At 61.7% G+C, this 25,501-nt stretch carries 19 protein-coding genes and 1 pseudogene; 13 read left to right on the top strand and 7 right to left on the bottom strand.

The window, feature by feature from the left end; translation table 11 throughout:
- Positions 1–163: 163 nt before the first annotated feature.
- From JNB88_RS00535 to JNB88_RS00525, 3 genes are read right to left on the bottom strand one after another with little or no spacing between them, the layout of a single operon-like run.
- Positions 164–2,377 (bottom strand): 3-hydroxyacyl-CoA dehydrogenase NAD-binding domain-containing protein, encoded by a 2,214-nt coding sequence (locus tag JNB88_RS00535; RefSeq protein ID WP_220353859.1) that lies wholly within the window; start codon positions 2,375–2,377, stop codon positions 164–166.
- A gap of 12 nt (positions 2,378–2,389) precedes the next feature.
- Positions 2,390–3,598: an acetyl-CoA C-acetyltransferase gene (locus JNB88_RS00530; protein WP_153269413.1), complete on the bottom strand. Its 1,209-nt coding sequence runs from the start codon at positions 3,596–3,598 to the stop codon at positions 2,390–2,392.
- A gap of 36 nt (positions 3,599–3,634) precedes the next feature.
- Positions 3,635–5,431, bottom strand: a complete 1,797-nt coding sequence (locus tag JNB88_RS00525; RefSeq protein ID WP_220353858.1) for an acyl-CoA dehydrogenase C-terminal domain-containing protein — start codon at positions 5,429–5,431, stop codon at positions 3,635–3,637.
- 193 nt (positions 5,432–5,624) lie between these two features.
- Between JNB88_RS00525 and JNB88_RS00520 the strand changes: the two are divergent.
- The 5 genes and pseudogenes from JNB88_RS00520 to JNB88_RS00500 all read left to right on the top strand — a co-directional run bounded on the left by JNB88_RS00520 (position 5,625) and on the right by JNB88_RS00500 (position 9,779).
- A pseudogene (locus JNB88_RS00520) lies at positions 5,625–6,097 on the top strand (VOC family protein).
- Positions 6,098–6,238: 141 nt separating this feature from the next.
- The gene (locus JNB88_RS00515) at positions 6,239–7,732 is read left to right on the top strand and encodes a sensor histidine kinase (RefSeq protein ID WP_220353856.1); all 1,494 of its coding nucleotides are present in this window, start codon (positions 6,239–6,241) and stop codon (positions 7,730–7,732) included.
- Positions 7,729–8,166, top strand: coding sequence for a response regulator (locus tag JNB88_RS00510; RefSeq protein WP_037138953.1), 438 nt, complete (start codon positions 7,729–7,731; stop codon positions 8,164–8,166). The genes JNB88_RS00515 and JNB88_RS00510 overlap by 4 nt, the downstream gene beginning before the upstream one ends.
- A gap of 16 nt (positions 8,167–8,182) precedes the next feature.
- On the top strand, positions 8,183–9,202 hold the full coding sequence (locus tag JNB88_RS34345; RefSeq protein WP_220353855.1) for a sensor histidine kinase: 1,020 nt from the start codon (positions 8,183–8,185) through the stop codon (positions 9,200–9,202).
- A 205-nt stretch (positions 9,203–9,407) separates the two neighbouring features.
- Positions 9,408–9,779 (top strand): hypothetical protein, encoded by a 372-nt coding sequence (locus JNB88_RS00500; RefSeq protein WP_220353853.1) that lies wholly within the window; start codon positions 9,408–9,410, stop codon positions 9,777–9,779.
- A 13-nt stretch (positions 9,780–9,792) separates the two neighbouring features.
- Here JNB88_RS00500 and JNB88_RS00495 read toward each other — a convergent pair whose 3' ends face one another.
- Positions 9,793–11,076, bottom strand: a complete 1,284-nt coding sequence (locus JNB88_RS00495; RefSeq protein WP_220353852.1) for a cystathionine gamma-synthase family protein — start codon at positions 11,074–11,076, stop codon at positions 9,793–9,795.
- A 121-nt stretch (positions 11,077–11,197) separates the two neighbouring features.
- Between JNB88_RS00495 and JNB88_RS00490 the strand changes: the two genes are divergently transcribed.
- The 6 genes from JNB88_RS00490 (at position 11,198) to JNB88_RS00465 (ending at position 18,030) form a co-directional block, all read left to right on the top strand.
- A complete protein-coding gene (locus JNB88_RS00490) occupies positions 11,198–11,656 on the top strand; it encodes an Lrp/AsnC ligand binding domain-containing protein (protein ID WP_037138966.1) in 459 nt (152 codons plus the stop codon).
- A gap of 35 nt (positions 11,657–11,691) precedes the next feature.
- The gene (locus JNB88_RS00485; RefSeq protein WP_220353851.1) at positions 11,692–12,393 is read left to right on the top strand and encodes an SDR family NAD(P)-dependent oxidoreductase; all 702 of its coding nucleotides are present in this window, start codon (positions 11,692–11,694) and stop codon (positions 12,391–12,393) included.
- Positions 12,394–12,734: 341 nt separating this feature from the next.
- Entirely contained in the window at positions 12,735–16,532 is a 3,798-nt protein-coding gene (locus JNB88_RS00480; protein ID WP_220353849.1) for a peptidoglycan-binding protein, read from the top strand.
- Positions 16,533–16,776: 244 nt separating this feature from the next.
- Positions 16,777–16,989, top strand: coding sequence for a hypothetical protein (locus JNB88_RS00475; RefSeq protein ID WP_420832156.1), 213 nt, complete (start codon positions 16,777–16,779; stop codon positions 16,987–16,989).
- 218 nt (positions 16,990–17,207) lie between these two features.
- Positions 17,208–17,417, top strand: coding sequence for a cold-shock protein (locus JNB88_RS00470; protein ID WP_037138975.1), 210 nt, complete (start codon positions 17,208–17,210; stop codon positions 17,415–17,417).
- A 211-nt stretch (positions 17,418–17,628) separates the two neighbouring features.
- Complete coding sequence (locus JNB88_RS00465; protein ID WP_220353846.1) at positions 17,629–18,030, top strand: GFA family protein; 402 nt, start codon at positions 17,629–17,631, stop codon at positions 18,028–18,030.
- A gap of 31 nt (positions 18,031–18,061) precedes the next feature.
- Here the strand turns inward: JNB88_RS00465 and JNB88_RS00460 are convergent, their stop codons facing one another.
- Positions 18,062–21,565, bottom strand: a complete 3,504-nt coding sequence (locus tag JNB88_RS00460) for a PAS domain-containing hybrid sensor histidine kinase/response regulator (protein ID WP_220353845.1) — start codon at positions 21,563–21,565, stop codon at positions 18,062–18,064.
- A gap of 214 nt (positions 21,566–21,779) precedes the next feature.
- On the opposite strand from JNB88_RS00460, the gene mscL reads away from it, so the two are divergent.
- Both mscL and JNB88_RS00450 read left to right on the top strand, forming a co-directional pair.
- Positions 21,780–22,220, top strand: coding sequence for a large conductance mechanosensitive channel protein MscL (mscL, locus tag JNB88_RS00455; RefSeq protein ID WP_220353844.1), 441 nt, complete (start codon positions 21,780–21,782; stop codon positions 22,218–22,220).
- A gap of 122 nt (positions 22,221–22,342) precedes the next feature.
- On the top strand, positions 22,343–23,509 hold the full coding sequence (locus JNB88_RS00450) for a pyridoxal phosphate-dependent aminotransferase (protein WP_220353843.1): 1,167 nt from the start codon (positions 22,343–22,345) through the stop codon (positions 23,507–23,509).
- Positions 23,510–23,660: 151 nt separating this feature from the next.
- Here JNB88_RS00450 and JNB88_RS00445 read toward each other — a convergent pair whose 3' ends face one another.
- Positions 23,661–24,632 (bottom strand): hypothetical protein, encoded by a 972-nt coding sequence (locus tag JNB88_RS00445; protein ID WP_220353842.1) that lies wholly within the window; start codon positions 24,630–24,632, stop codon positions 23,661–23,663.
- A 296-nt stretch (positions 24,633–24,928) separates the two neighbouring features.
- Positions 24,929–25,462 carry an AAA family ATPase gene (locus JNB88_RS00440; protein ID WP_220353841.1) on the bottom strand — a complete coding sequence of 178 codons (534 nt, stop codon included), beginning with the start codon at positions 25,460–25,462 and terminating at the stop codon, positions 24,929–24,931.
- Positions 25,463–25,501: the final 39 nt, after the last annotated feature.

The following is a 25,501-nucleotide window of genomic DNA, read 5'->3' as shown; positions in this document are numbered from 1 at the left end:
AGGGTGCCCAAAGTAGCCGCCGGGCCAGGGGTCGGCCATCAAGACACGACCTCGCTTCTGGCACCCGTGGCACCCCGTAACCTAGTCATCCTCGGGCTTGACCCGAGGATCCAAGCACAGGCACTCACTCGTGTAGGTCTTAGCAGGGGGTTGAAGAAGCGGCTTACGCCGCCTCCTTCTCCTTTGCGTAAGGATCAAACCGGCCGTAGAAGGTCTCGCCCTTCACCGCCATGTCCTTCAGCAGTGCCGTCGGCTTGAAGTGTGCGCCGTAGGTTGCCGCGAGTTTCTCGCAGAGTTCCACGAAGCTCTTCACACCCATGCCGTCGATGTAGGACAGCACGCCGCCAGTGTAGGGGGCGAAGCCGAAGCCGAGGATGGAGCCGACATCGGCCTCGCGCGGATCGGTGACGATGCCTTCCTCGATGGTGCGCGCCGCTTCCAGCGCGATGGTGACGAGGAAGCGCTGCTTCAGCACTTCGACGTCGATGTCATCGGCTTTCTTCTGCGGGTAGAAGGTCTTCAGCTCGGGCCAAAGCGACTTCTTGGCCGGTTTCGCCGGATAGTCGTAGAAGCCCTTGCCGTTCTTGCGGCCGCGGCGGTCGAGCTCGTCGACCATCTTGTTTATCAGCGCCATATGCTTGGGATCGACGGCGGCCTCGCCGAGATCGGCGACGGTGGCCTTCAGGATCTTCTGGCTGAGATCGATAGCCACTTCGTCGTTCAGCGACAGCGGCCCAACAGGCATGCCGGCCATCTTGGCGGCATTCTCGATCATCGCGGGCGGGACGCCCTCGATCAGCATGTCGTAGGCTTCGTGGATATAGCGGAAGACGCAGCGATTGACGAAGAAGCCGCGCGTGTCGTTGACGACAATAGGCGTCTTCTTGATCGCGGCGACGTAGTCGAGTGCCACGGCGAGTGCCTTGTCGCCGGTCTCCTTGCCGAGAATGACCTCCGTCAGCATCATCTTCTCGACCGGCGAGAAGAAGTGTACGCCGACGAAATCGGCCGGCCGCTTGGAGCTCTTGGCAAGGCCCGTGATCGGCAGGGTCGAGGTGTTTGAGGCGAAGATCGCGCCTTCAGGCAATACGGCTTCGACCGCCTCGATCACGGCCTTCTTGACCTCACGGTCTTCGAACACCGCTTCGATGACGAGATCGGCGTCCTTGAGGTCGGCATAGTCGGCGGACGGGACGATACGCGAAAGCAGCGCCGCACCCTCGTCCTGCGTAAGGCGTCCCTTACTGATGGCGTCCTTCACCAGGCCTTCACCGACGCCCTTGCCCTTGGTCGCCGCTTCGATGTCGCGGTCAATGAGGGTGACGGGGATGCCGGCGGCGGCGGTCACATAGGCGATCGAGGCTCCCATGAAACCGGCGCCGACGACACCCACTTTCTTCAACTCCGTTTTCGGGATCCCAGCGGGGCGGCGGGCCCCTTTGCCGAGCTCCTGCATGGAGATGAAGAGCGAACGGATCATCGAGAAGGCTTCGCTGGTCTGCAGGATCTCGGTGAAATAGCGCTGTTCGATCTTGAGGCCGGTGTCGAACGGCACCTGCAGGCCTTCATAGACGCATTTGAGGATGGCGAGTGCGGCCGGGTAGTTACCCGCCGTTTCGCGGCGCAGGATCGCGGGTGCGGCCGGCCAGAGCTGCGCTGCCGCAGGCGTCCAGATGCCGCCGCCGGGCGCCTTGAAGCCCTTCTCGTCCCAAGGGGCGACTGGCTTGAGGCCGTCCTTGATCATCTGTTTGGCCGCCGGGATCAGCTGATCCGGTTCGACCACCTGATGCACGAGGTTCATCGCCTTGGCGCGTGCTGCCGTCAGCGACTGGCCTGTCGTCATCATCTGCAGGGCCGACTGGGCGTCCGCCAAGCGCGAGATGCGCTGCGTGCCGCCGGCGCCCGGGAAGATGCCAACCTTCACCTCGGGCAACGCGATCTTCACCGACTTGGCGTTCGAGGCGACGCGGCCGTGGCAGGCAAGCGACATTTCGAAGGCGCCGCCCATGCAGGTGCCGTTGATTGCCGAAACCCAGGGCTTGCCTGATGTTTCGATCTTGCGGAACAGGCCCGTCATGCGGCCGACGAGATCGAACAGCTTCTGCGCCGCGCCATCTGGGTTGGTGGCCTTCTCATGCTGGTAGAGCGAGAACATCGACTTGATCATCGACAGGTCCGCGCCGCCGGAGAAGCTCGACTTGCCCGAGGTGATGACAGCGCCCTTGACGGCGCTATCGGCGACCACGGCGTCGACAATGGCGTCGAGCTCGTCCATCACCTCTTCGGTGAAGACGTTCATGGATTTGCCGGGCATGTCCCAGGTGACAAGGGCGATGCCGTCCGCGTCGGTTTCGACGGTGAAATTCTTGTAGGTCATCGTCTCTCTCCCTCAGACGCGTTCGATGATGGTCGCCGTGCCCATGCCGGCGCCGATGCAGAGCGTGACAAGCGCGGTGTTGAGATCGCGGCGCTCCAGCTCGTCCAGCACCGTGCCGAGGATCATCGCGCCGGTGGCGCCGAGCGGGTGGCCCATGGCGATCGCACCGCCGTTGACGTTGATCTGGTCATGCGGGACCTCGAAGGCCTGCATGAAGCGCAGCACGACGGCAGCAAAGGCTTCGTTGAGCTCGAAGAGATCGATATCGGCAAGCGTCATGCCCGTGCGCTTCAGAAGCTTTTCGGTGACATCAACCGGGCCGGTCAGCATCAGCGCCGGGTCGGAGCCGATATTGGCGAAGGCCTTGATGCGGCCGCGGGGCTTGATGCCCATGCTCTCGCCGCCGGCCTTGGAGCCGAGCAGCACGGCGGCCGCGCCATCGACGATGCCGGAGGAGTTGCCGGCATGGTGGACGTAGTTGAGACGCTCGACCTCCGGATGCGCCTGGATCGCGACAGCTTCGAAGCCGCCCATCTCGCCCGGCATCTGGAAGGAGGGGTTCAGCGCCGCCAGCGCCTGCATGTCCGTGCCCGGGCGCATGTGCTCGTCATGGGCAAGGATAACAAGGCCGTTCTGGTCCTTCACGGGGATGACGGAGTTCTTGAAGTAGCCCTTCTCCCAGGCGTTCGCCGCGCGCTTCTGGCTCTCGACCGCATAGGCATCGACGTCGTCGCGCGAGAAGCCGTACTTGGTGGCAATCAGATCGGCGGAGACACCCTGCGGCATGAAATAGGCGGGGAAGTTCACCGACGGATCCATGAACCAGGCGCCGCCTGACATGCCGAGACCGACGCGCGACATGCTCTCGACGCCGCCTGCGATGACGATATCGTCGGCACCCTGGGCGATCTTGGCCGCGCCGAAATTCACTGCGTCGAGACCGGAGGCGCAGAAGCGCGAGATCTGCATGCCGGGCGCCTTGGTGGAATAGCCCGCCTCGAAGGCTGCCCCGCGCGGGATGACCGCGCCGGCTTCCATGACAGGATCGACGCAGCCCATGACGATGTCGTCGACAGTTGCCGTATCAAGCCCGTTGCGGTCGCGGATCGCCTCCAGCGTCTTGGCGGCAAGGCGCACGGACGGAACTTCGTGCAGCGAGCCGTCCTTCTTGCCGCGGCCGCGTGGCGTGCGCACGTGGTCGTAAATGAAAACCTCGGTCATTCCTCTATCTCCCTGTCGGCGCAGGCGCCGTTGAACTCAAAAGGCCTCGGCGGCCAAGGTCATCATCGTTTCTGCGCCGGTCTCGATCCGGGCCTTGCGCAGCGCCGTTTCCGGCATGATCCGCTCCATGAAGAAGCGGGCTGTTATCAGCTTGTTGCGAAGGAATGCCTCGCGCTCCGTTTCTCCTGCTGCAAGGCCGTCCTCGGCAGCCTTTGCAATCTTTGCCCACATATAGCCAAGCACGACGAGACCGAAGAGGTGCATGTAGTCGGTCGAGCCAGCGCCGGCATTGTCGGGTTTCGCCATCGCATGCTGCATGAACCACATGGTCGCCGCCTGCACGTCGTTCAACCCCTTCTTCAGGTTCTTGGTGAAGAAGGTCATCTGTTCGTCGTTGCGGTTCTCTTCGCAGAAATCGCCGATTTCCTTGAACAGCGCCATGACGGCGCGGCCGCCGTTCTGGCCGAGCTTGCGGCCGACAAGATCGAGCGCCTGAATGCCGTTGGCGCCCTCGTAGATCATGGCGATGCGCGCATCGCGCACATACTGGCTCATGCCATGCTCTTCGATGTAGCCGTGGCCACCGAAGACCTGCTGGGCCATGACGGCGTGGTCGAAGCCCTTGTCGGTCAGGACGCCCTTCAGGATTGGCGTCACGAGGCCGAGAATGTCGTCGGCGATCTGACGTTCCTTCTCGTCCGCGGAACGGTGAGCGATGTCGGATTTCAGCGCTGTCCAGAGCAGGAAGGCGCGGCCGGCCTCGTTGAAGGCGCGGATCGTCATCAGCGAGCGCCTGATATCAGGATGCACGATGATCGGATCCGCCTTCTTGTCCGGCGCCTTCGGGCCTGACAGTGAGCGGCCCTGGATGCGCTCGCGGGCATAGTTGACGGCGTTCTGGTAGGCGATCTCGGCGATCGCCAGACCCTGCAGGCCGACGCCGAGACGGGCTTCATTCATCATCACGAACATGGCGTTGAGGCCCTTGTTCTCCGCACCGATGAGGAAGCCGGTCGCCTCGTCGTAGTTCATGACACAGGTGGCGTTGCCGTGAATGCCCATCTTGTGCTCGATCGCGCCGCAGGAGACGCTATTGCGCTCGCCCGGCGTTCCGTCAGACTTGACGAGATACTTCGGCACGATGAACAGCGAAATCCCCTTGGTGCCGTCGGGGGCGCCATCGATGCGCGCCAGCACCAGATGGACGATGTTGCCGGTCATGTCGTGCTCGCCGGCGGAGATGAATATCTTCTGGCCTGAGATCTTGTAGCTGCCGTCAGCCTGCGGAACGGCTTTCGTGCGCAGCAGGCCGAGATCGGTGCCGCAATGTGGCTCGGTGAGGTTCATGGTGCCGGACCACTCGCCTGAGACCATCTTCGGCAGATAGGTCTGCTTCTGCTCGTCCGAGCCGTGAACGAGGATTGCCGCCACTGCGCCCTGGGTGAGGCCGGGATACATCATCAGCGACATGTTGGCGGCGGAGGTGTATTCGCCGACAGCAGCATGCAGCGTGTAGGGGAGGCCCTGACCGCCGAATTCCTCGGGAACGGCAAGACCAGTCCAGCCGCCCTGGCAGTAGGCGTCGTAACCTTCCTTGAAACCCTTCGGAACCGAGACGGAGCCGTCTTCGCGCCGGACGCAGCCTTCCTGGTCGCCGGAATAATTCAGCGGAAAGAGCACCTCTTCGGCAATCTTCGCTGCCTCGCCGAGGATAGCCTCAATCATATCGGGTGTGGCGTCGGCAAACCCCGGGAGATTGTTGTAGCGTTCCAGGCCGAGCACGTCGTTCAGCACGAAGAGCGTGTCGTTAACCGGGGCCTTGTAGACTGGCATCGTTCGAATTCCTCCAATTCGGCACGCCGGACAAAGCCGGCATTTGAGAGTCTCTTACAAAATATTGACGTTTGCGTAAACGTCAAATTTCGCTGTCCCTCGAATTTGTGATGAGGCAGTGTCGGGAATGGCCAGCCGGGAACGTCCTAGAGCTGTCGAACATTTCGTCAGAGCAGTTATGGGAGGACAATCCATGCTCAAGGTCAGTTCGAATCTCTGGTTCGAGAAGGACGTCCAGCAGGCCGTCGAATTCTATGTGGCGACGATTCCGAATTCGTCCATCGGACGCACCACCATCCTGCCGGCGGAAACGCCAAGTGGTCCTCCGGGCAGCGTCAAGATCATCGACTTCAAGCTGGGAAACCAGGATTTCGTCGCGATGGAAGCCGGCCCGTTCGATGCCTTCAACCACGCCTTCTCGATCTCGGTCGCATGCGAAACACAGGAGGAGATCGACAGGATCTGGAACGCCTTCCTGAAAAATGGCGGCGTGGAAGAGCAGTGCGGCTGGCTAAGGGATCGCTGGGGCCTGTGCTGGCAGATAGTTCCGCGGGTATTGTTCGAGATGGTCGCCGATCCCGACCGGAGCGCGCCAAGCGGGTGACCGAGGTCATGCTGGGTATGGTCAAGCTTGATGTCGCGAAGCTTGAGGCAGCCTATCGCTGAGACGTGCCGCCGGGTCTCTCTGCAGTGGTGCGGGGGCGCGCCACTGCGACAGGGATTGCTTAAGCGGCATACTATAAGGGTGCTATCTTTCCATTGTGGCTGTGTGTACAAATTGGCGCCCACCGATTTTGCGGATGCTTCATGACGTCGACAGCAGCCTTCTACCGTTCCAGCCTGATCATGCTTGCCATCGGGGTTATGATCCTGCTCGGTATTGTCGGAACCTCGGTCTGGCTTGTGGGCGCCAACAACGAGTACTCCGAGGAAACAGCCTCGCTTCGCCGCGTGCGGAGTTCGATCGTCGGTCTTCTGACAACCGTGCAGGATGCCGAAACGGGTCAGAGAGGTTTTCTGCTGACGAATGACCTCAGCTATCTCGACCCCTACGACAGCGCGCTGCGGGACCTGCCGGAACGCCGCAAGGCGCTGATCGACAATGTCTCGCCGCTCCCGGCCTACGCGTTGCAACTCGATGCGTTGAACGCAGCGATCGAAGGCAAGTTGCGCGAGCTGACGACCACTGTCGCGCTTGCCAAGGACGGAAATTTCTCCGAGGCGATTTCCATCGTCCGCGGCGATGGCGGGCGCGAGTACATGGACAAGATACGCTCGACCCTCGACGGCTTTCTGGAACAGACCGATGATCGCCTGCGCGTCCTCGTGCAGGCGCAGCTATCGGCGGCAAGCAATCTTCAATGGGTCACGATCGGCGGTGCGGTTGCGATCCTGGTCGTGCTCGGCGGCGCCATCCTGATCATCGCGCAGCACGTGCGCGACCTGCAGGCGGCGACAAACGAAGTGGAACTGCTGAACGTCGGGCTCGAGGAGCGCGTGCGCGAGCGCACGGAAGACGTCATCCGCGCGAACCAGGAAATCCAGCGCTTCGCCTACATCGTCACGCACGACCTGCGGGCGCCGCTGGTCAACATCATGGGCTTTCTGAGCGAACTCGACACGGCGATGACGTCAGTTTCGACTTACATTCTGGCCGACGACAAGAAGCCGAGCGAGGAGGAAATCCGCGAGGCGCGCCGGGCCGTCGAGGAGGATCTGCCCGAAGCCCTAGGCTTCATCCGCTCCTCGACGCGCAAGATGGATTCACTGATCAACGCCATTCTGAAGATATCGCGCGACGGCCGCAGGAAACTTCAGCCGGATCGGATCGAGCTCAAGTCGCTGCTGGAAACCGCGTCGGCCAACGTTCATCACCAGCTGTCTGAATCCGGTGGAACGGTGGATATCCGCGTTCGTACCGGAAGCATCGTCACCGATCGCTTTTCGCTCGAACAGATCTTCGGCAATCTCTTTGACAATGCGGTGAAGTACCAGATGCCTGGTCGGCCTCTGGCGCTTGCGGTCGACGCCTATCCGGATGGTCCAGCCCGCGTGCGGATCGACTTCAGGGACAACGGCCGAGGTATCGGGCCTCAGGATCGCGAGCGGGTGTTCGAGCTGTTCCGCCGAGCCGGAGAGCAGGATCAGCGCGGCGAGGGCATCGGTCTCGCGCATGTGCGTTCGTTAATTAGAAATTTGGGTGGAGACATTACGGTCGAATCCGAACTCGGCCAGGGTAGCACCTTCATTCTGACGCTGCCGTCCGACCTCACGAAAATCGTCCGGAGTATGGAACTATGAAAGCCACGGGTCAGGAAGTCACGATCGTCATGATCGAGGATGATGAGGGGCATGCCCGTCTGATCGAAAAGAACGTGCGTCGCGCCGGCGTGCACAACGAGATCGTGCCATTCACCCTCGGCAAGAGTGCTCTCGACTATATTCTCGGGCCAACGCGTGATGGCGTGGTCAGCAAGGACCGCTATCTGCTCGTTCTGCTCGATCTGAACCTGCCTGATATGTCGGGCATCGACATTCTCGAGCAGATCAAGAGCAACGAACATACCCGCCGCCTGCCGGTGGTCGTGCTGACGACGACGGACGACGAGCGGGAAATCCAGAAGTGCTATGATCTCGGCGCCAACGTCTACATCACCAAGCCGGTCGACTATGACGGTTTCGCCACGGCAATCCGCAATCTCGGCCTGTTCTTCTCAGTTATCCAGATCCCCTAACGAGTAGCCAAAATCTGTGCGCATCCTTTATGTCGATGATGATCCAGCCCTAGCCCGTCTTGCCACGAGGGTCCTTGCGCGCAGTGATTTCGAAGTCATTCACGCCCCGTCGATCACGACGGGCCTCGAGCTGTTCGGCGCCGAGGAGTTCGAGGCGGTCGTTCTCGATCATTACTTCGAGAACCAGACCGGCCTGAACTTCCTTGAAGCGATTGCCGAAACCGGTCGGCGAACACCTGTTCTCTATGTGACCGGGTCGAGCGACGCCGACGTTGCGATAAAGGCGCTGAAGGGCGGCGCTGCGGATTACGTCGTCAAGACCGCGACGGACGACTTCTTCCCGCTTCTCGTCAGTGCGCTCGAACAGGCGCTGGAAAACGCGCGCCTGCGCAGCGAGAAGGAAGAGGCGGATCGCCAACTCGTGGTCGCCAAGGAGCGGGCCGAACTCCTGCTTGCGGAAATGAATCATCGTATCGCCAACAGCTTGTCGCTCGTCGCGGCGATGATCCGCATGCAGATGCAGATCGCGCACAGCGACGAAACCAGGACGGCGTTGGACGAAACGCAGACCCGCATCGCGGCGATCGCCGGCGTTCACCGCAGTCTCTATACGTCAGGCGACGTTGGCGAAGTCCAGCTTGATGTCTATTTGCGGCCACTCCTGGCGGAGCTGCGCAGCACAAGCGGGTTTTCGCGTGGCATAGCCGTGCAATCCGATCTCTGCCGGATCTCGACCACCGCCGACCGGGCCGTCGCACTCGGCGTTATTCTGACCGAACTGGTGACCAACGCGATGAAGTACGCCTATCCCGATGCCGAGGGCGAGGTGCGCGTTGTTCTTCGGCGAGAGGAAGACGGTACCAACGTGCTTTCGGTCGAAGATGATGGTGTCGGTTTCGATCGCACCAGCGGGCCAAAGGGAACCGGGCTTGGCACGCGCCTCATCAACGCCATGACAACGACGCTGGGTGCGGAGGTCGGCCACGGCCGCGATGGTAAGTCGATGGGTACATATGTAGCCGTTCGCTGGCGCTGAAAGCGCTGACAACGAATGCGTCGCGACCTGCTTTGACGTGGCGAGCGCGCAGTTCACTTGGGTCATGCCTCGCGTATTCCTCGTCCCTGTGTGCAATGTCGTGCGTGAGGCTTTCGTCGAATGCATGCAGGGATCGTTTGCTTCTGCCAGAAGACACGCTAGATTTCGCATGCAGACTGATGAGAGAGCTTGGAGGAGCGATTTTATGAGACGGATGTGGCCGGAGGAGTTCAATTCCATTCTCGACGGAGCTGAGGAAGTCACGCTGGAGCTGCCGGCGGTGGAGCACGAGGACGGCTCGCGCAGCGAAGCGGTCAGCCGCAAGGCCCTGAAGGTCCGTATCCCGATGGAAGATTATGAACGCATCTGGCCGTTGGCCGAGATGCGGTACCGGCTTGACGGCAAGATGGCCGGCAAAGCGATCACGCTGATCACCACCAGCCCCCACTATCACCGTTGGCACCCCGCCGACGGCGGCAGCGTCGACAATGTGTCCGACAGCGGCCGCCACTACACGACGAAGTATGTCGTCGTGCATTTCCTGCTCGACGATGTGAGGGAAACGGCGGCCGCCTGAGCCGCCGCCAGATTCACGCTGCGTCCAGCGCCTGCCGCAGATCGGCGACGAGATCGTCCGGATGCTCGATGCCGATCGACAGGCGGATGGTCGATTCCAGGACGCCGATCCGCTGGCGAACGTCGGCCGGCACGCCGGAATGGGTCATCGTTGCCGGATGGCTGGCGAGCGATTCCGTGCCGCCAAGGCTGACTGCCAGCTTGAAGATCTGCAAGGCGTTCAGGAACTTGAACGAGGCCGGCTGGCCGCCAACGATATCGAACGAGAAGGTCGATCCGGCACCGCTGCACTGCGCCGCAAAGGTGCGCCCGACGGGCGAACTGGCGTCGTGATAGGGCAGGTAGTGGATACCCTCGACCTTTTGATGCTCGCGCAGGAAGTCGGCAACGACGCGGGCGTTGTTGTTGGCCCGCTCCATACGGATCTGCAGGGTCTCAAGCGAGCGGCCGAGCATCCAGCAGGAATGTGGATCGAGCTGCGTGCCGATCGCGCCGCGCAGGGCCTTCACCTGTTTCATCACGGCTTTCGAGCCAAGCGCTGCACCGGCGATGAGATCCGAATGGCCGCCCACATACTTGGTAAGCGAATAGAGCGAGATGTCGGCGCCGTGTTCGATCGGGCGCTGAAACACAGGGCCAAGAAGCGTGTTGTCGCAGGCGACGATGGGTGTATGCCCCTGCTTTCTGCCGATCGCATCGGCGACGCGCCGGATCATCGCCACGTCGACAAGGCTGTTGGTGGGATTGGCTGGCGTCTCGACGAGGATCATCGATACGCGGCCCTTTGCCATGGCTTCCTCGGCGGCCGCCTGGACGGATGCCTCGCTGACGCCGTCGGCGAAACCGACAGCCGCGACGCCGAGATTGAGGAACGTCTTTGCCAGTAGCGTTTCCGTACCGCCATAAAGCGGCTGCGAATGCAGGACGGCATCGCCCGGGCGCACGAACGCAAGCAACGTTGTCGCGATTGCCGACATGCCCGACGAAAAGAGCGCGCAGCTTTCTGTGCGTTCGTAGACCGCAAGCCGGTCCTCGACGATTTCGCTGTTGGGGTGATTGAAGCGGGAGTAGACCAGCCCCGCGCCCTTGCCGGCGGGCGGCTCCTTGCGGCCGGACACATAGTCAAAGAAGTCCCTGCCATCCTCTGCGGACTTGAAGACGAATGTGGAGGTCAGAAAGACCGGCGGCTTTACCGCGCCTTCCGAAAGTTCCGGGTCGTAGCCATAGTTCAGCATCTGCGTCTCGGGATGCAGTGCATGGTTGCCGATATGGGTCTTGGAAGGGTGCGGCGCGGTCATTGTCGTCTCCTCAAGATGTGCGTGTGATGCTCGCAAATTATATCAAAACAGGAAGGCTGTTCTTGCTATTTGCAGCGCACGGGTGCTCTTTGAAGCAACTTGTTGCGGAGAATTATGCATTGTGACGCAGAAAATTGCTGACGAGATGGACAGGAAGATCCTTCGGGAACTGATTGGAGACGCGCGCCTTGCGAACAACGAACTCGCCGAGCGTGTCGGGCTCTCCGCATCAGCCTGCCTTCGGCGGCTGCGCCGACTTGAGGAGGCCGAGATCATTCAGGGCTACACGACCCTCGTCGATCCCGCTGTCGACGGCTGGACGATGACGGCGCTGGCTTCGGTCCGGCTGAGCCGCCAGCACGAGGACGAAATCCAGATGTTCGAAACTGCCGTACGCGAGTGGGACGAGGTCCTGGAGTGCCATCTGGTGACCGGCTCGCGCGACTATGTGCTGAAGGTGATGAGTTCGGGCCTCGATGCCTATGAGCGGTTCATCAAGGAAAAGATTGCGCGCCTGAAATGCGTCGATACGATCGAGACCAGCTTCGTGATGAACACGATCAAGGCGCGGCGAATGTAGTATTCCCAATTGCCAACAGCGACCCGAGGGCAATCATGATTGAGTTTCCCTATAGTTCCGCCCTGATCGTAGGCGCAGGCCCGGGCCTCAGTGCCTCGCTTGCGCACCGACTGACGGCGCGCGGCGTCAAGGTTGCGCTGGCGGCGCGCAATACCGACAAGCTGAGCAAAATCGCCGGCGAAACCGGCGCATTGACCTTTGCCGCGGATGCTGCGCAGCCGGCATCCGTCGCGGCGCTCTTCGACGACGTCGCGGCGGCGATCGGTGATCCTGACGTCGTCGTCTACAACGCCAGTGGCCGCCTGCGCGGTCCCTTGACCGAGCTCGATCCAGCTGCGGTCGAACAGGCAATCGCCGTCAGCGCCTATGGCGGCTTCCTGGTCTGCCAGCAGGCGGCAAGGCGCATGCTGCCGCATGGGCGCGGCGCAATCCTGTTTACCGGAGCGACGGCGAGCATCAAGGGATTTGCCCAGTCAGCCGCGTTTGCCATGGGCAAGTTTGCGCTTCGCGGCCTTGCCCAGAGTGCGGCGCGCGAGTTCGGGCCGAAGGGAATTCACGTCGCTCACGTCGTCATCGACGGCGCCATCCGTTCGCAAATGCGGCGGGATGATCCGGCCAAGCCGGATGCGACGCTCGACCCGGACGCCATCGCGCAGACCTACATCGATGTCCTGCTCCAGCACCGGAGCGCATGGTCGCAGGAAATCGAGGTGCGGCCGTGGACGGAAACGTTCTGATATCTGGCTAACATGGCCTTGCCCGCGGGACGCGCCGCAGAACTGGTGCTGGTCGTTTCGGCACGGAAAGCGGCTGAAAACACTGAAAAGTTAAAAAAATCTCACGCCGATTAACGGGTTGTTTACCACGTTCCGTGAAAGGTGCTGTTTGAGCATTGGCGACTTGCATTCCTTTTTTCAGTCTCGCGTTTCATTGGAATGCCGCTACGCCGTACAGGTTGAGGAAAGTCTAATTGATTATCCTTTCATGAACGGTGCTCTCGCCTGCATTCCGATGCGGCGGTGACGGAAGCCAATGATCGACCCTGACGAGGGTTCGGACAGATGAAGCGAGCAAGAAGATGAACGGATCGCGATCAAATTCCCCACGGCATTCCGACAGGGCGTCGCTCGACGCGCTGAACCGCACCATCGAAGGCCTGGAGGCGAGGATCGAGGGCCTCATGGGTGCGGGTGCTCGCGACCAGCGTCAACGCGCTCCGGCGCCGGAACGCGACGTCCACACCGATCCTTACGCCGCCCGCGCACCTTATGCCGCCGAGGCGCGGCCGGATCCTTTCGCGGAAATTCGTCAGCGCCAGCGCATTCTTGAGGCAAGCCGGGAACGCCCGGCTGCCCGCGAGCCGGCATCCTACACCCGCGAGCCGCCGGTTCCTTCCCGTGCGCCGCTTCCGGTCGCCGAACGCGCGCCGCGAGCTGCCGCTCCGCAGCCGGCCCCCGTCCAGCAGGCCTACCGCACCGAAGACACGATGACAGAGATCGCACAGGCGCTCGTCAATCTTCGCCAGGACCTCAAGCGCGACATTTCCGATGGCGTAACGCGCGAAATGAATGCGCTGCGCGATGAGATCCGCAGCATCAAGGTCGGCGCGGAAGACCGCCGCTTCGCCGATGACATTCGTGCCGACATGGGTCGGCTTGCCGACAGCATCGATCAACTCGCGGGTCGCTCCAGCGCGCCGGAGGCGCAAGGGTTGCGCGGCGAGTTTGAAGAGCTGCGCTCGCTGATGGACGGGCTCGCGCGGGAAGATTCAATTCGGCATATGGAGACCCGCTGGGACGGCTTCGAGAACCAGCTGCATGCACTCGACACCGCAGGTCTGCAGGAAGAGTTGGTGGCGCTCGCCTACCGGCTCGACGACATCAAGCGCCATATTGGCGGCATGGGAGAAAGCCCGGCTGTCCGCGCTTTGGAAGACAAGCTTCTCTCCATCGCGACCGCGATGGAACAGTTCGGCAGCATGATCCAGCCGCATGACCGGGCGATGACCGAGCAATTTGCGGCGGTAGACAGCCGCCTCGATGAAATCAGCCGCGCCATCGCGGCAACCGGCCGGGCCGCCGCCGCCGGCGATCCGGCCATGATGCATCGCCTCGAAGGCAGGCTGAACGCACTGGCTGAACAAATCGATCTGATGGGCCACAATGTCGCGAGCCGCACGGCACCTGCGGACGGGCTTGCCGATCGGCTCGAGGTGTTGACCCGTCGCGTCGAGGAACTCGCCAATGCCGAGGCAACCTCGCGCCTGGACGAGCGCCTGGAGCATTTGTCCTACCTGCTCGAGCGCAACCACAAGGCTGCGCCGCAGCCCGAGCTCACGGGCGCGCTTGCCGACATTTCCCGCAAGATCGATGCGCTTGAAGCTGGCTCGGTCAATGACGCGCTTGCACAGCGCCTGGACTATCTTGCGCGCCGCATCGACGAGATGGACTTCCAGCCGCTCCAGCCTGTCGTCGCTCCGGTGGACGATAGCGCCATCCGTCGTATCGAAGGCCGGCTCGGTGACATTGCCGCGCGGCTCGAGGAAAGCACCGCGGCGCCGGCGGCCGACCCGCGTGCGTTGAAGAACCTCGAAGATCAGATCGCCAATCTCTCCGCGCTGATGACCGAGCCGCGCCCGGCGGCCGAACTGCCCGCCGATCTCGACCGGCGGATGGGCGCCATCGAAGACTACATGGCGACCAGCGACGAATACATCATCGAGGCAGCCCGCCAGGCGGCTGAAGCGGTGGTCGAGGCCTATGCGAGAAACGGTGCGTTGCAGGGCGGCGCTCCGGCCGCCGCCGACATGTCGGCGTTCAATGCGCTTGCTGACGACCTGCGTCAGCTGGAAGATCTCAGCCGCAGCAGCGACGAACGCACCCACAGGACCTTCCAGGCCCTGCACGAGACGCTCGTCCAGATCGCCGAGCGATTGGACACGATGGAAGATCGCGCGACTGCACGGCCCGCAGCGAGGATGCCCGCCGCCGATGCCGATTTCGCGGTCGACACCTACACGATGATGCAGGCAGGCGCCGAGGATGCGCAGAAGCCGGCCGTGTTCGGAACGCGTGCGCCGGCCAGCCGCCAGCCCGAAATCGCCGAGGAAGTGCCGGCAGCGCCTCTCATGGCCGCGACCGACACCAGTGTGATCGCGATCGAAGCGGCCACGAAGCCCGCCTCTGCATCGGGTCCCAACAAGGGAAGCCTGCTTGCAAGCCTCGGCAAGCGCCTGCTGCCGGCCAAGAAAGCGAAGCCGGAAACCGCAGCCGCCGAGCGCACCGTCATCGATCCCGCTCCGTCCATCGATCCGGTCGACGTCATGCCGCCGGAAGCGGCCAACGAGCCGCTGGAGCCGGGCTCGGGCGCGCCCGATGTCAAGAAGATCCTGGAGCGCGTGCGCGCCAGCCAGAACGCCGCACGCATCAACGCCAAGCCGGCGACGGAAAACGAGCGCGCCGACTATATTGCCGCCGCCCGCCGCGCTGCACAGGCCGCTGCATTGGAGACTGAACCAGGCGCCAAGTCGCAGCCAGCCAAGGCCGAAAAGAAGGCAAAGGGCAGTGCTTTCTCGCGCTTCCGCCGCCCGATCCTGCTTGCCGTCGGCGCCGTGCTGCTGGCGATCATGGCGTTTCCGCTCGCCCGCACGCTGACGAGCGGACAGCCGGCGCCCTCGGCCGAAGTTGCAGTGCTGACCGATTCGTCCAGCAACGCCCTGCCGCTCGACAGCGAAACAGCACCGGAGCAGGCTGCCGCAGTCACCGCGCCAGAAGTGCCCGCCGCAGCGCCGGTCGCGCTTGCGAACAGTGATCCGGCGCCCGCGCCCGCTGCTCCCGACCATTTGACCGCGACCGCGCCGCTGAATGGCGACGCGGCTGCCCCACTTGCACCTTCGGATGCTCCGCGGGATGCCTCTGGCTTTGTTGCCCGCGATGCGGCGCCGGTTGCCGCAGGCGTGACGACCGCACCGGCCGCACCGGCTGTGGAAACCGCGGGCATCGCCGTTCCCGACGTCGTGCAGCCGAAGTCGCTTGCCGATGCCGCCAAGGGCGGCGATGCGCTGGCGCTCTTCGAAATCGGCGCTCGCTACAGCGAAGGTCGTGCGGGTATCCCCGCCGATCCGAAGGAGGCGGCGAACTGGTATCAGCTCGCTGCCGACAAGGGCTTCGCACCGGCCGAATACCGCCTCGGCAACATTTACGAAAAGGGCACGGGCGTCGACCGCGACATCGCCAAGGCGAAGCAATACTACGAACAGGCAGCAAATCAGGGCAACGCCAGCGCCATGCACAATCTCGCGGTGCTCCACGCGTCCGGCGCACTCGGCCAGCAGGACTACAAGGTGGCTGCGGATTGGTTCGTCAAGGCTGCCGACCTCGGCATCACCGATAGCCAGTTCAACCTGGCGATCCTCTGCGCACGCGGCAATGGCGTCGCCCAGGATCTGACCGAGTCCTACAAGTGGTTCGCGATTGCCGCAAAGGGTGGTGACAAGGATGCGGCGCAGAAACGCGACGAAGTCGCCAATGCCATGAAGCCGGACCAGCTGGAGAAGGCGCGCGCCAAGGCCGACCTCTGGAAGGCTGGGCCGCTCGACAGCAAGGCCAATGGCGTGGACGTTCCCGATGAATGGGTCGGCAATGCCACGAAAACCTCGACCGTCGACATGAAGAAGGCGATCCGCAACATTCAGGCGATCCTCAACAACAACGGTTTCGACGCCGGACTGCCCGATGGCGAAATGGGCGCAAAGACCGTCGCCGCGATCAAGAGCTTCCAGAAGTCGATCGGCCAGGAGCCGAGCGGCAAGATAAACGACGATACCGTTCGCGCACTCCTGGAACGCAACAAACCGTCTGTCGCTACAAAGGCCTGACCGGACCCGTGCACGATCTCCCCCGCGATGCGTGGGGGATCGGCATTGATCGGTATTCCAGGACGCCGCCGGGGGCGGTTGTATCTTCCGAGACTCAAGCGGAATAAATTTCGCTAATCGCGCGCATTCTTCCCTAAATGCTATTTGCAAAATTTAGCAAGTGTGATTCTTCTTGCTACCAAGTGCGCTGCGTATCGTGATTCGAGAATGTCTTTGATGCTGAATGATTTGGCGGAGATTCCGAATGATAAGTCTTGATATTGAAAGCTGGGCGCTGACGCGAGCTCACCACATCGTCCTGAACGAGGGATTGAATCTTGCGAAAGCGGCGCAGGACCTTGATCGCAAGCGTTCGCGCACGCTGGTCTACGAGCTCCAGAAGGTCATAGCCGCGGCCATACTTGAGGCGCACGCCGCATCGATCAACGCAATGCGGCCGACACAGCCGGAAAGCTAGGTTTCTTCGTCAGCGGCGAACCCGGGCTAAACAGCAAAGCGCATTGATGCCTTGCCACGAACACAATTGCCGGGTAAATGCCTCTCATCGATCTTGCTAGATGAACTTTGCCGCGGCTGTCTGTGCTGCGGCGCGAACTTCCTCCAAAATCGGTTTCATCGCGCCTCGGTTTGCGCCGAAGCGTTTCTACAAAGTGCGATTTTGAAAGGAATCTCGTCATGAGCACAGGTACCGTAAAGTGGTTCAACGCAACCAAGGGCTTCGGCTTCATTCAGCCGGATGACGGCGCTGCCGACGTTTTTGTTCACATCTCCGCCGTTGAGCGTGCTGGCATGCGCGAACTCAAGGATGGTCAGAAGATCTCCTATGAGCTGGTTGCCGACAAGCGTTCGGGCAAGATGTCTGCAGACCGCCTCCAGGCGATCTAAGCCGCAAGGCATAAAATATCATCTCCGGATCGTGACCACGGATGTACTGGCACGGTTGGTCGAGATGGATGGGAAGGTCGGGTTTACCCGGCCTTTTTTGTTTTTCCGGTGGGTCGGGGGTTGCCCTACACTTTTTCTCCAAACGCGGTTAGCGTTGGCAAGCCGTAAACCTTGCAGTTGCAAGGGCGCTCGGCGGGGCAGGAGGAACTCCATGAAGAAAACCTACAAGGGCAGCTGCCATTGCGGCGAAATCCGCTACGAAGTCGATGCCGATCTGGAGGCTGGCACCGGCCGCTGCAACTGCTCGGTCTGCGGCAAGCGCCGCTACTGGGGCGCGATCGTCAAGCCGGAGGATTTTCGCCTGCTGAGCGAGACCACGGCCGGCGACTATCAGTTTGCCTCGATGAGCGGCCATCACCGCTTTTGCAAGACCTGCGGCCTGCATGCCTATGGGCACGGCCATATTCCCGAAATCGGTGGGGACTACGTTTCAATCAACATCGCTTGCCTCGACGACATATCGCCTGAGGAACTTGCCGCACTACCCATCCGCTACATGGACGGGCGGCACGACAACTGGTGGAACGAACCCGCGGTGAAAAGCTACCTCTAGTCTCGACTCCTGTTCACAGATCGTCCGCGGCTCACTCCGCGGCTGCGCGCTTCTGAGCGGAAATCTGGGTGATGTAGGCCCGGAGCGCTGCCGGGCGCACCGGCTTGTGCTGGATGCCGATGCCGTGGCGCTCGGCTTCGGCGCGAACCTCGGGCGTACGGTCGGCCGTGACGATCAGTGCGGGAATGAACGCCGTGAAGCGTTCCCGCAGCGCCAGGATGGCGGAAATGCCGGTGCCATCGCCAAGATGATAGTCGGCGATGATGAGATCCGGCGGCGCCTGGCGCGCGTCGAGCCTGCGCACCGCGTCGAGCGAGTCCAGGCATCTGACGTCGCAACCCCAACCGCTGATCAGGAGCTGCATGCCTTCCAGGATATGCGGCTCGTTGTCGACGCAAAGGACCTTCAGCCCGGTGAGGCTCTGAGACGAATGCTCCACCGGCGGGGCAGCGCCGACGTGCTCCGCGGGCCGCGACGCGTCGCGGCGCATGACGATGCGGAACTCCGTCCCCTTGCCGTGCGTCGAGTGCAGTTCGACCGGATGATTGAGGACGCGTGCAATACGATCGACGATTGATAGTCCAAGGCCCAATCCCGACGCCGTCTTGGCGCCCTCGTCGAGGCGGGCGAATTCCTTGAAGACGGTCCGGAATTTGGAAGGCGGAATGCCGATTCCCGAATCCATGACCTGGATGACGACCCGATTCCCACGCCGCCGCGCCCCCACCAGCACCTTGCCATCGACCGTGTACTTGATCGCGTTGGAAACGAGATTCTGCACGAGGCGGCGAAGCAGGTTGGGATCCGAGCGGACCCGGAGCGAGGTTGGCATGACCACGAGCTTGAGCTTCTTTTCACGAGCGAGCGGCGCGAAATCCGTGTGGATCCGCTCAAGCAGGTCGGAAAGCGGCACCGAGGCAAGCCGAGGCCGCATGGCGCCGGTATCGAGGCGCGAAATATCAAGCACGGCCCCAAGAATGGTCTCGACCGACTCCAGCGCGGAATCGATGTTGCGAACGATGGTGCTGCTTTCGGATTGCCCCATGCGTTCGACAAGCGCCGAGGAATAGAGCCGGGCGGCATTGAGCGGCTGCAGGATGTCGTGGCCGGCGGCGGCAAAGAAGCGGGTCTTGCCAAGGTTGGCTTCGTCAGCCGCGGCTCTCGCCTCGCCGAGTTCGTGATTGACGCGGGTCAGCTGTGCTGTCCGCTCGGCCACGCGCTGTTCCAGCGTTTCATTCGCCTGCTTCAGTGCCCGGTCGGCGGCGACGCGCTGGGTAATATCGGTGAAGGTCGCGACGATGCCTTTGTCAGGCATTGCGTTGGAGCGCACTTCGATGATGCGCTCGCCGCCCCCAAGGACCAGCGCGAACGGCTTGTCGAGCGTCAGGAAATGGCGGACTGTCTGCTGGACGTCGCCGGCGGGGACATCGCCGCGCTGGCTGAGGATCGCCACGACATCGGCAAGCGGGAAGCCCACCTGTCCCGCGTTCTCCGGCAGGTCAAGCAGCTGCCTGAAGCGGCGGTTCCAGATCGTCAGGTTGTTCGAGCTGTCGAAGACCGCAATGCCCTGGTCCATCTGGGACAACGCGGTTTGCAGCATATCCTGGTTATATTGCAGCGCCTCGCTTGCCTGGTCGAGCAGCCAGGCGGTATCGGCGGAGGCATCCTCAACCTTCTGAAGGATCAACGACAGCACAAGCCGGGCGGAGGAGGAGCCGATGGCGCTGCCAAGCAGCTGCTCGGTGAAGTGGATGAGCGCCATGTCGGCCGGCTGGTCGTCCTCCAGCTTGCGGCCGGAGTTCTGCTGGTAGGTCTGGAACGAACGCTCCATACGCTCTTCGCCGAGATAGCGCGAGATCGTCGCCTTCAGATCGCCGACACTGATGCGCGTCTTCCAGCCGCGCGTGGCAAATTGCGAACGGGACTGCCGCTTGACGAAGATGCCGGCCTGGATGCGCTCGAGCGGACGGGCATTGCGTGTCATCGAGCCGATGATCAGGAAGGCAGTGTTGACCAGCAGGCTCATCGCAGTCGCGTTGACCAGCGGATCGGCGTTGGAACCGCTGAAGACCGTTGTGCCGGGAAAGATGAAGTCGAGTACAGCGCTCGCAACGCCCGAATAGTCAGGTCCGCCGAGCGAGGGCAGGAACAGCAGGTAGATCCAGATCACGAAGCCTGACGTCAGCCCGAGGATGGCGCCACGCGCATTGGCCCGCCGCCACACAAGGCCGCCGAAAAGGGCAGGGGCCATCTGCGCGATAGCGGCGAAGGAAAGCAGGCCGATGGAGGCAAGTCCGGTCGTGCTGTCAGTCGAGCGGTAATAGAGGTAGCCGAGCAGCAGCACGGCGAAGATCGCGCTGCGTCTGACATTGAGCAGCGTCTTCGAGAAGTCGTTGCGTTGCCCGGTGCGATCGGTCAGCTTCCGGTGCAGGAAGATCGGCATGATGATGTCGTTGGACACCATGATCGACAGCGCTACCGACGCAACGATCACCATCGCGGTCGCGGCGGAGAAGCCGCCGATGAAGGTGATCAGCGAGACGACGGGCATCTGCCCGGCAAGCGGCAGGGAGAGGACGTAGAGATCGGCGACACCGCTGCCGCCGAAAGTCAGCAGGCCACCGATCGCCACCGGCAGGACGAAGAGATTGATGACGACCAGATAGAGCGGAAACAGGAAGCCGGCGAGCCGGAGTTCGCGTGCGGTCCTGTTCTCGACAACCGTGACGTGGAACTGTCGCGGCAGCATGATGATGGCGAATGCCGACAGGAGGATCAAGGTGATCCAGCGGCTGATCGGCGTATGATAGTGAAGCGCCGAGAGCACGAGCTGGTTTTCGGAGGCCTTCTGCCAGAGATCGGAAGGACCGTCGAACAGGAACCAGATCACGCAGACGCCAGCCGTCAGAAAGGCGAACAGCTTGACGACCGACTCCATGGCGATGGCCAGGATCAACCCGTCCTGGTGCTCGGTCGCATCCGTGTGGCGCGTACCGAACATGATTGCAAAGCAGGCAAGCACGAGCGTCACGAGCAGCGGCAGGTCGAGAAAGTAGAGATTGCCGCTGCCGATACCATAGTCCGACGGGTTGAGCATCGCCGTCACGGTGCTCGACACGGACTTGAGTTGCAGCGCGATATAGGGGATGGCGCCGACCAACGAGATCAGTGCCACGAGTGTCGCGACCGTCGGGTTCTTGCCATAACGCGCGGAGATGAAGTCGGCGACTGATGTCAGCTTCTCGGCCTTGGCAAGCTCGATGATCCGCCGCAGCAGCGGCATGCCGAGCGTGAAGACGAGAATAGGGCCGATATAGATGCCGAGGAATTCCAGCCCACGCTGCGATGCCAGTCCGACGCCACCAAAATAGGTCCAGGACGTGCAGTAGATCGCAAGGCTGAATGCATAGACGACCGGTCGTCCGCCCGGAGGCGTCCCGAATATCCGGCGCCTGCGATCGCCATGGCTTGCTACCGCAAAGAGCAGCAGCAGATAGCCGAACGCAGATGCGACTATGACCCAGCCTGGTAGCATCGAACCTCCACCGGCGCACCGGCGCCGGTCTCCCAGAGTTCGAAGATTAGGGCAATTTCAACGCTTTGAACATCGGGTGGGTCTAGGCATTAAGTCAAAGAGCGCCGGCAGGACGCCGATAATTTGTAATTAGCAATTGAATAATTGCATCGAAGATGTAGCTAATGAAAACAATGGCCTGTCAATGAAACTGCATCAGAGGGAGACGGATCGGATGCTCAATGAGTTCAAAGCATTTATCGCCCGCGGGAATGTCATGGACCTTGCAGTCGGCGTGATCATCGGTGGCGCCTTCGGTGGCATCGTCAAGTCGCTGGTGGACGATGTCATCATGCCGATCGTCGGTGCCGTGTTTGGTGGCTTCGACTTTTCGAACTACTTCATTGGCCTGTCTTCCAATGTCAACGCGCAGACGCTCGGCGCTGCTCGCCAGCAGGGTGCTGTCCTTGCCTATGGCAGCTTCATCACGGTTCTCATCAACTTCCTCATCCTTGCCTGGATCATCTTCCTGATGGTCAAGGGCGTGAACACGCTGCAGAAGCAGGTGGACAAGCAGCTGAAGCTCAAGGAAGAAAACGCCGCGCCGGCAGCACCGCCGGCCGATGTGGCGCTGCTGACGGAAATCCGTGACCTCTTGGCAAAGCGCCCGGCGTAGCGTTCCGAGATGGTCCTGCCGCGGCGGCAGGACCATCCATCACGAAAATCGATATCGTTTCACCGATTATCATGAGATTTCCGGCCGGCTTTGCTTTATGTAGGCGCAAACCGGAGTGATGCATGTCGATTGTCAGCAGCCTTAGCCCGCGCGCCGTCCTGGCGCCTGAAAGCGGGATCGTCGAAGTCGTCAACTATGCCCGTGGTCGTGACGGCCTTCTGCCACTTTGGGTCGGCGAGGGCGATCTGTCGACGCCCGATTTCATCAACAAGGCAGCGATTGACGCACTGGCAGGCGGCGAGACCTTTTATACCTATCAACGCGGGATCCCGGAGCTGCGCCAGGGGCTCTCCGACTATTACGCCAGGCATTTCGACGTCACGCTGCCGGTCGAGCATTTCTATGTCACCGGTTCCGGCATGCAGGCGATCCAGATCGCTGTGCAGGCCATGACGTCGCCAGGCGACGAACTCGTCTACCTGACGCCCGCCTGGCCGAACATTGCCGCGGCCCTGGAAATTGCCGGTGCCCGGTCGGTCGGCGTGCAGCTGACCTTCGAGGGCGGCAGGTGGGCGGTCGATCTCGACCGCATTGCAGCGGCGATCACGCCGAAGACCAAGGCGCTGTTCATCAACACGCCGTCCAACCCGACAGGCTGGACCGCAACCAAGGATGACCTCAGAGCCATCCTGGCGCTCGCGCGCAAGCATGATCTCTGGATCATGGCCGACGAGATCTACGCCCGCTACTACTTTGCCGGTGGCCGCGCGCCGTCCTTCCTCGATGTGATGGAGCCTGACGACAAGATCATGTTCGTCAACTCCTTCTCGAAGAACTGGTCGATGACCGGCTGGCGCGTCGGCTGGATCGTTGCCCCGCCGCAAACCGGCCAGGTGCTCGAGAACCTGATCCAGTATTCGACTTCAGGTGTGGCGCAGTTCATGCAACGCGGCGCGGTCGCCGCCCTGAACGATGGCGACGATTTCGTGCAAGCCAACATCGACAAGGCGAAACGCTCCCGCGACATCCTTTGTGACGCGCTGATTGCGACGAACCGGGTCGAGACGCTGAAGCCTGATGGCGCACTTTACGCATTCTTGAAAATCGACGGCGTGACCGACAGCCGCAAGGCGGCGATCGACATCGTCGACAAGACAGGCGTAGGGCTGGCACCCGGAGCGGCCTTCGGCGCGGGTGGCGAGCTCTTCCTGCGCGCCTGCTTCCTGCGCGATCCGGCGCAGATCCAGATGGCCGCTGATCGGCTCTGTGATTACATTCTGAAGCTGTAGCGGGACCACGCGAACTCTGACGAAGCGAATGCGGCAGGTCGTGCCAAGAGTGGAAACGAGGGGCGCGCTGCGGATAACGAGCGTGCCCCACCAAGTACGCAACTAGGTTGGCGCAAAAAGAGATGGTTGCGCCGTCTTTCGTTGAACCGAATTACTGGGCTCTGGCCACCTGTTCCGTGGCGGGAACTGGCTGGGTCAACTCGGTTGCTTCGCCTGTTTCCTGACCTGTTACAGGATCGGTTTCGGCTGTCTCGTCAACCGGCTGCTCAGACGCCATGGCATCCCGCACCTGGTCGATCTTGCCGACGCCAGGACCGACACCCAGAACGTCCTTAGCCCATGCCATTACTTCAGGATCTGCCACCACGACATCGCCTGGCTGCTGTACCGTACCGATATCTTTGTTCGCTGCAGCCAGTAGCGCCGCACTCAAGGCCTCGTCGCTGAGGGCCGGATCTGTCGGGACGGCATCGACGCCGTTGTCCAACTCGAACTGAGCATAGGCAACAACATAGTCTCGGATGGCAGCCATGCGCGGATCGTTGGAGTTGAGATACGCATGATAATTACGTTTCAGCGAGTTCAAGCCGCCAAGCTTTGCCGCCAGATTGGGCTTCTCAGCCAGAGGTGGTTCTTCCACTTCCACGGCGGTGACCTCTGTCACCACGGGAAGCTTCTCTGGCTTGGGCGTGGGCTTGGCCACCTTCAGATGCGCTTTCTCGGTCTTCGGCGACACCTTTGCGGTTTCCGTCGAGAGCTTCTTGGGTGCAACCCGCTTTTCTTTGTTCTTGTCAGTGCCAAAAAGCTTCCCGAGCGCGGTTGCTATCGGATCGCTTGACTTGCCGGTTTCGCTTTTGTCGCGAGACGACAGTCCGGATTTTCCGTGACCAGTCGAAGCGTGGCTCTCACTCTTGCCGCCGCCATTCCCGCCGCCATTCCCGCCACCATTCCCACCGCCATTCCCGCCGGAGTTTCCGCCACCATTGCCACCACCGTTTCCATTGCCGGCGAGGGCGCTCAACGTCGTGAGCTTCAGGGGGCTTCTCAGGTCCAGGGTAACAGGCGTGGCCGCAAGTGCCGTAGACACGCAGGCCACAAAGGTCAGACAGCCGATTTTTCGCATACGCTATTCCTCCGAATCATACGCTTGATAAACCCCGCCATAACGCTTGTAGACATGCTGGCGCCGAATTATGGCAACAACCCGCTAGTTGAGTCACGCCTAAAATTAGGATGCCTTGGTGCATTTTGGGTTTGAAAGACCGTTAAACTTTGTTGCAACAGCTACGAGCGGCAGCGTTCGAGAGCGGGCTGCCGCTTTGACTGCCGCGAGTACCACTGTGGCACGAACGTGCGAGGATGGTTCTGCATTTTGGTCGAAAGCCGCAGGCCTTTGCCCGCTGGCGCCAGGCATCGCTGCTATTGGTCGATCCCTCGGCATCTCGATAGAATGTCGTCGACAACGCTGCCTAGCGGCGCAGTGGCATCAATGGCTGTCGCGTTCTTGGGAACGTCTTCCTTCGTGGCGTGCAGCCGCACGATCAGTTCTTGTTCGGCGGGCCTTCCGCCAAACTCGTCTTCAGGTCTGCCGGCGAGCCGCTTCTTCAACGTGTCCAGATCGACCTCAAGCACGAAGATGTCGTCAAACAGGTCGATGAACTGATGGAAATTCCGTGAGCCGCCGCAGAAGAAGGAGATGGGATGGTTTCGATCAACGACGAGGGATTTGACCTTTTCGACATCCCAAAGATGGTGCTCGTGCCCGAACGCCACATCCCGAATGCTCTGCCGATGCGCAAAGCTGTCTAATGGTTCACCCGTCTTGGGATCGCCTCTGTAAGCCAACTCACGATCGCCGTGGATGACGTGGTAACCGCGCTGCTGCAGTTCGGTCGCAACTGAGGTTTTGCCACTCCCGGAAACGCCTTCAATCAGATAGTTCCTGAAGCCCATTTCGTTCTCATTCGATGGTTTTCTGTAACAACGCCATCG

The organism is Rhizobium cauense, from assembly GCF_019511525.1.
Classification (GTDB): Bacteria; Pseudomonadota; Alphaproteobacteria; order Rhizobiales; family Rhizobiaceae; genus Rhizobium; species Rhizobium cauense.
The sequence above is the reverse complement of the archived record's forward strand: the minus strand, read 5'-3'. Positions and strand labels throughout refer to the sequence as shown.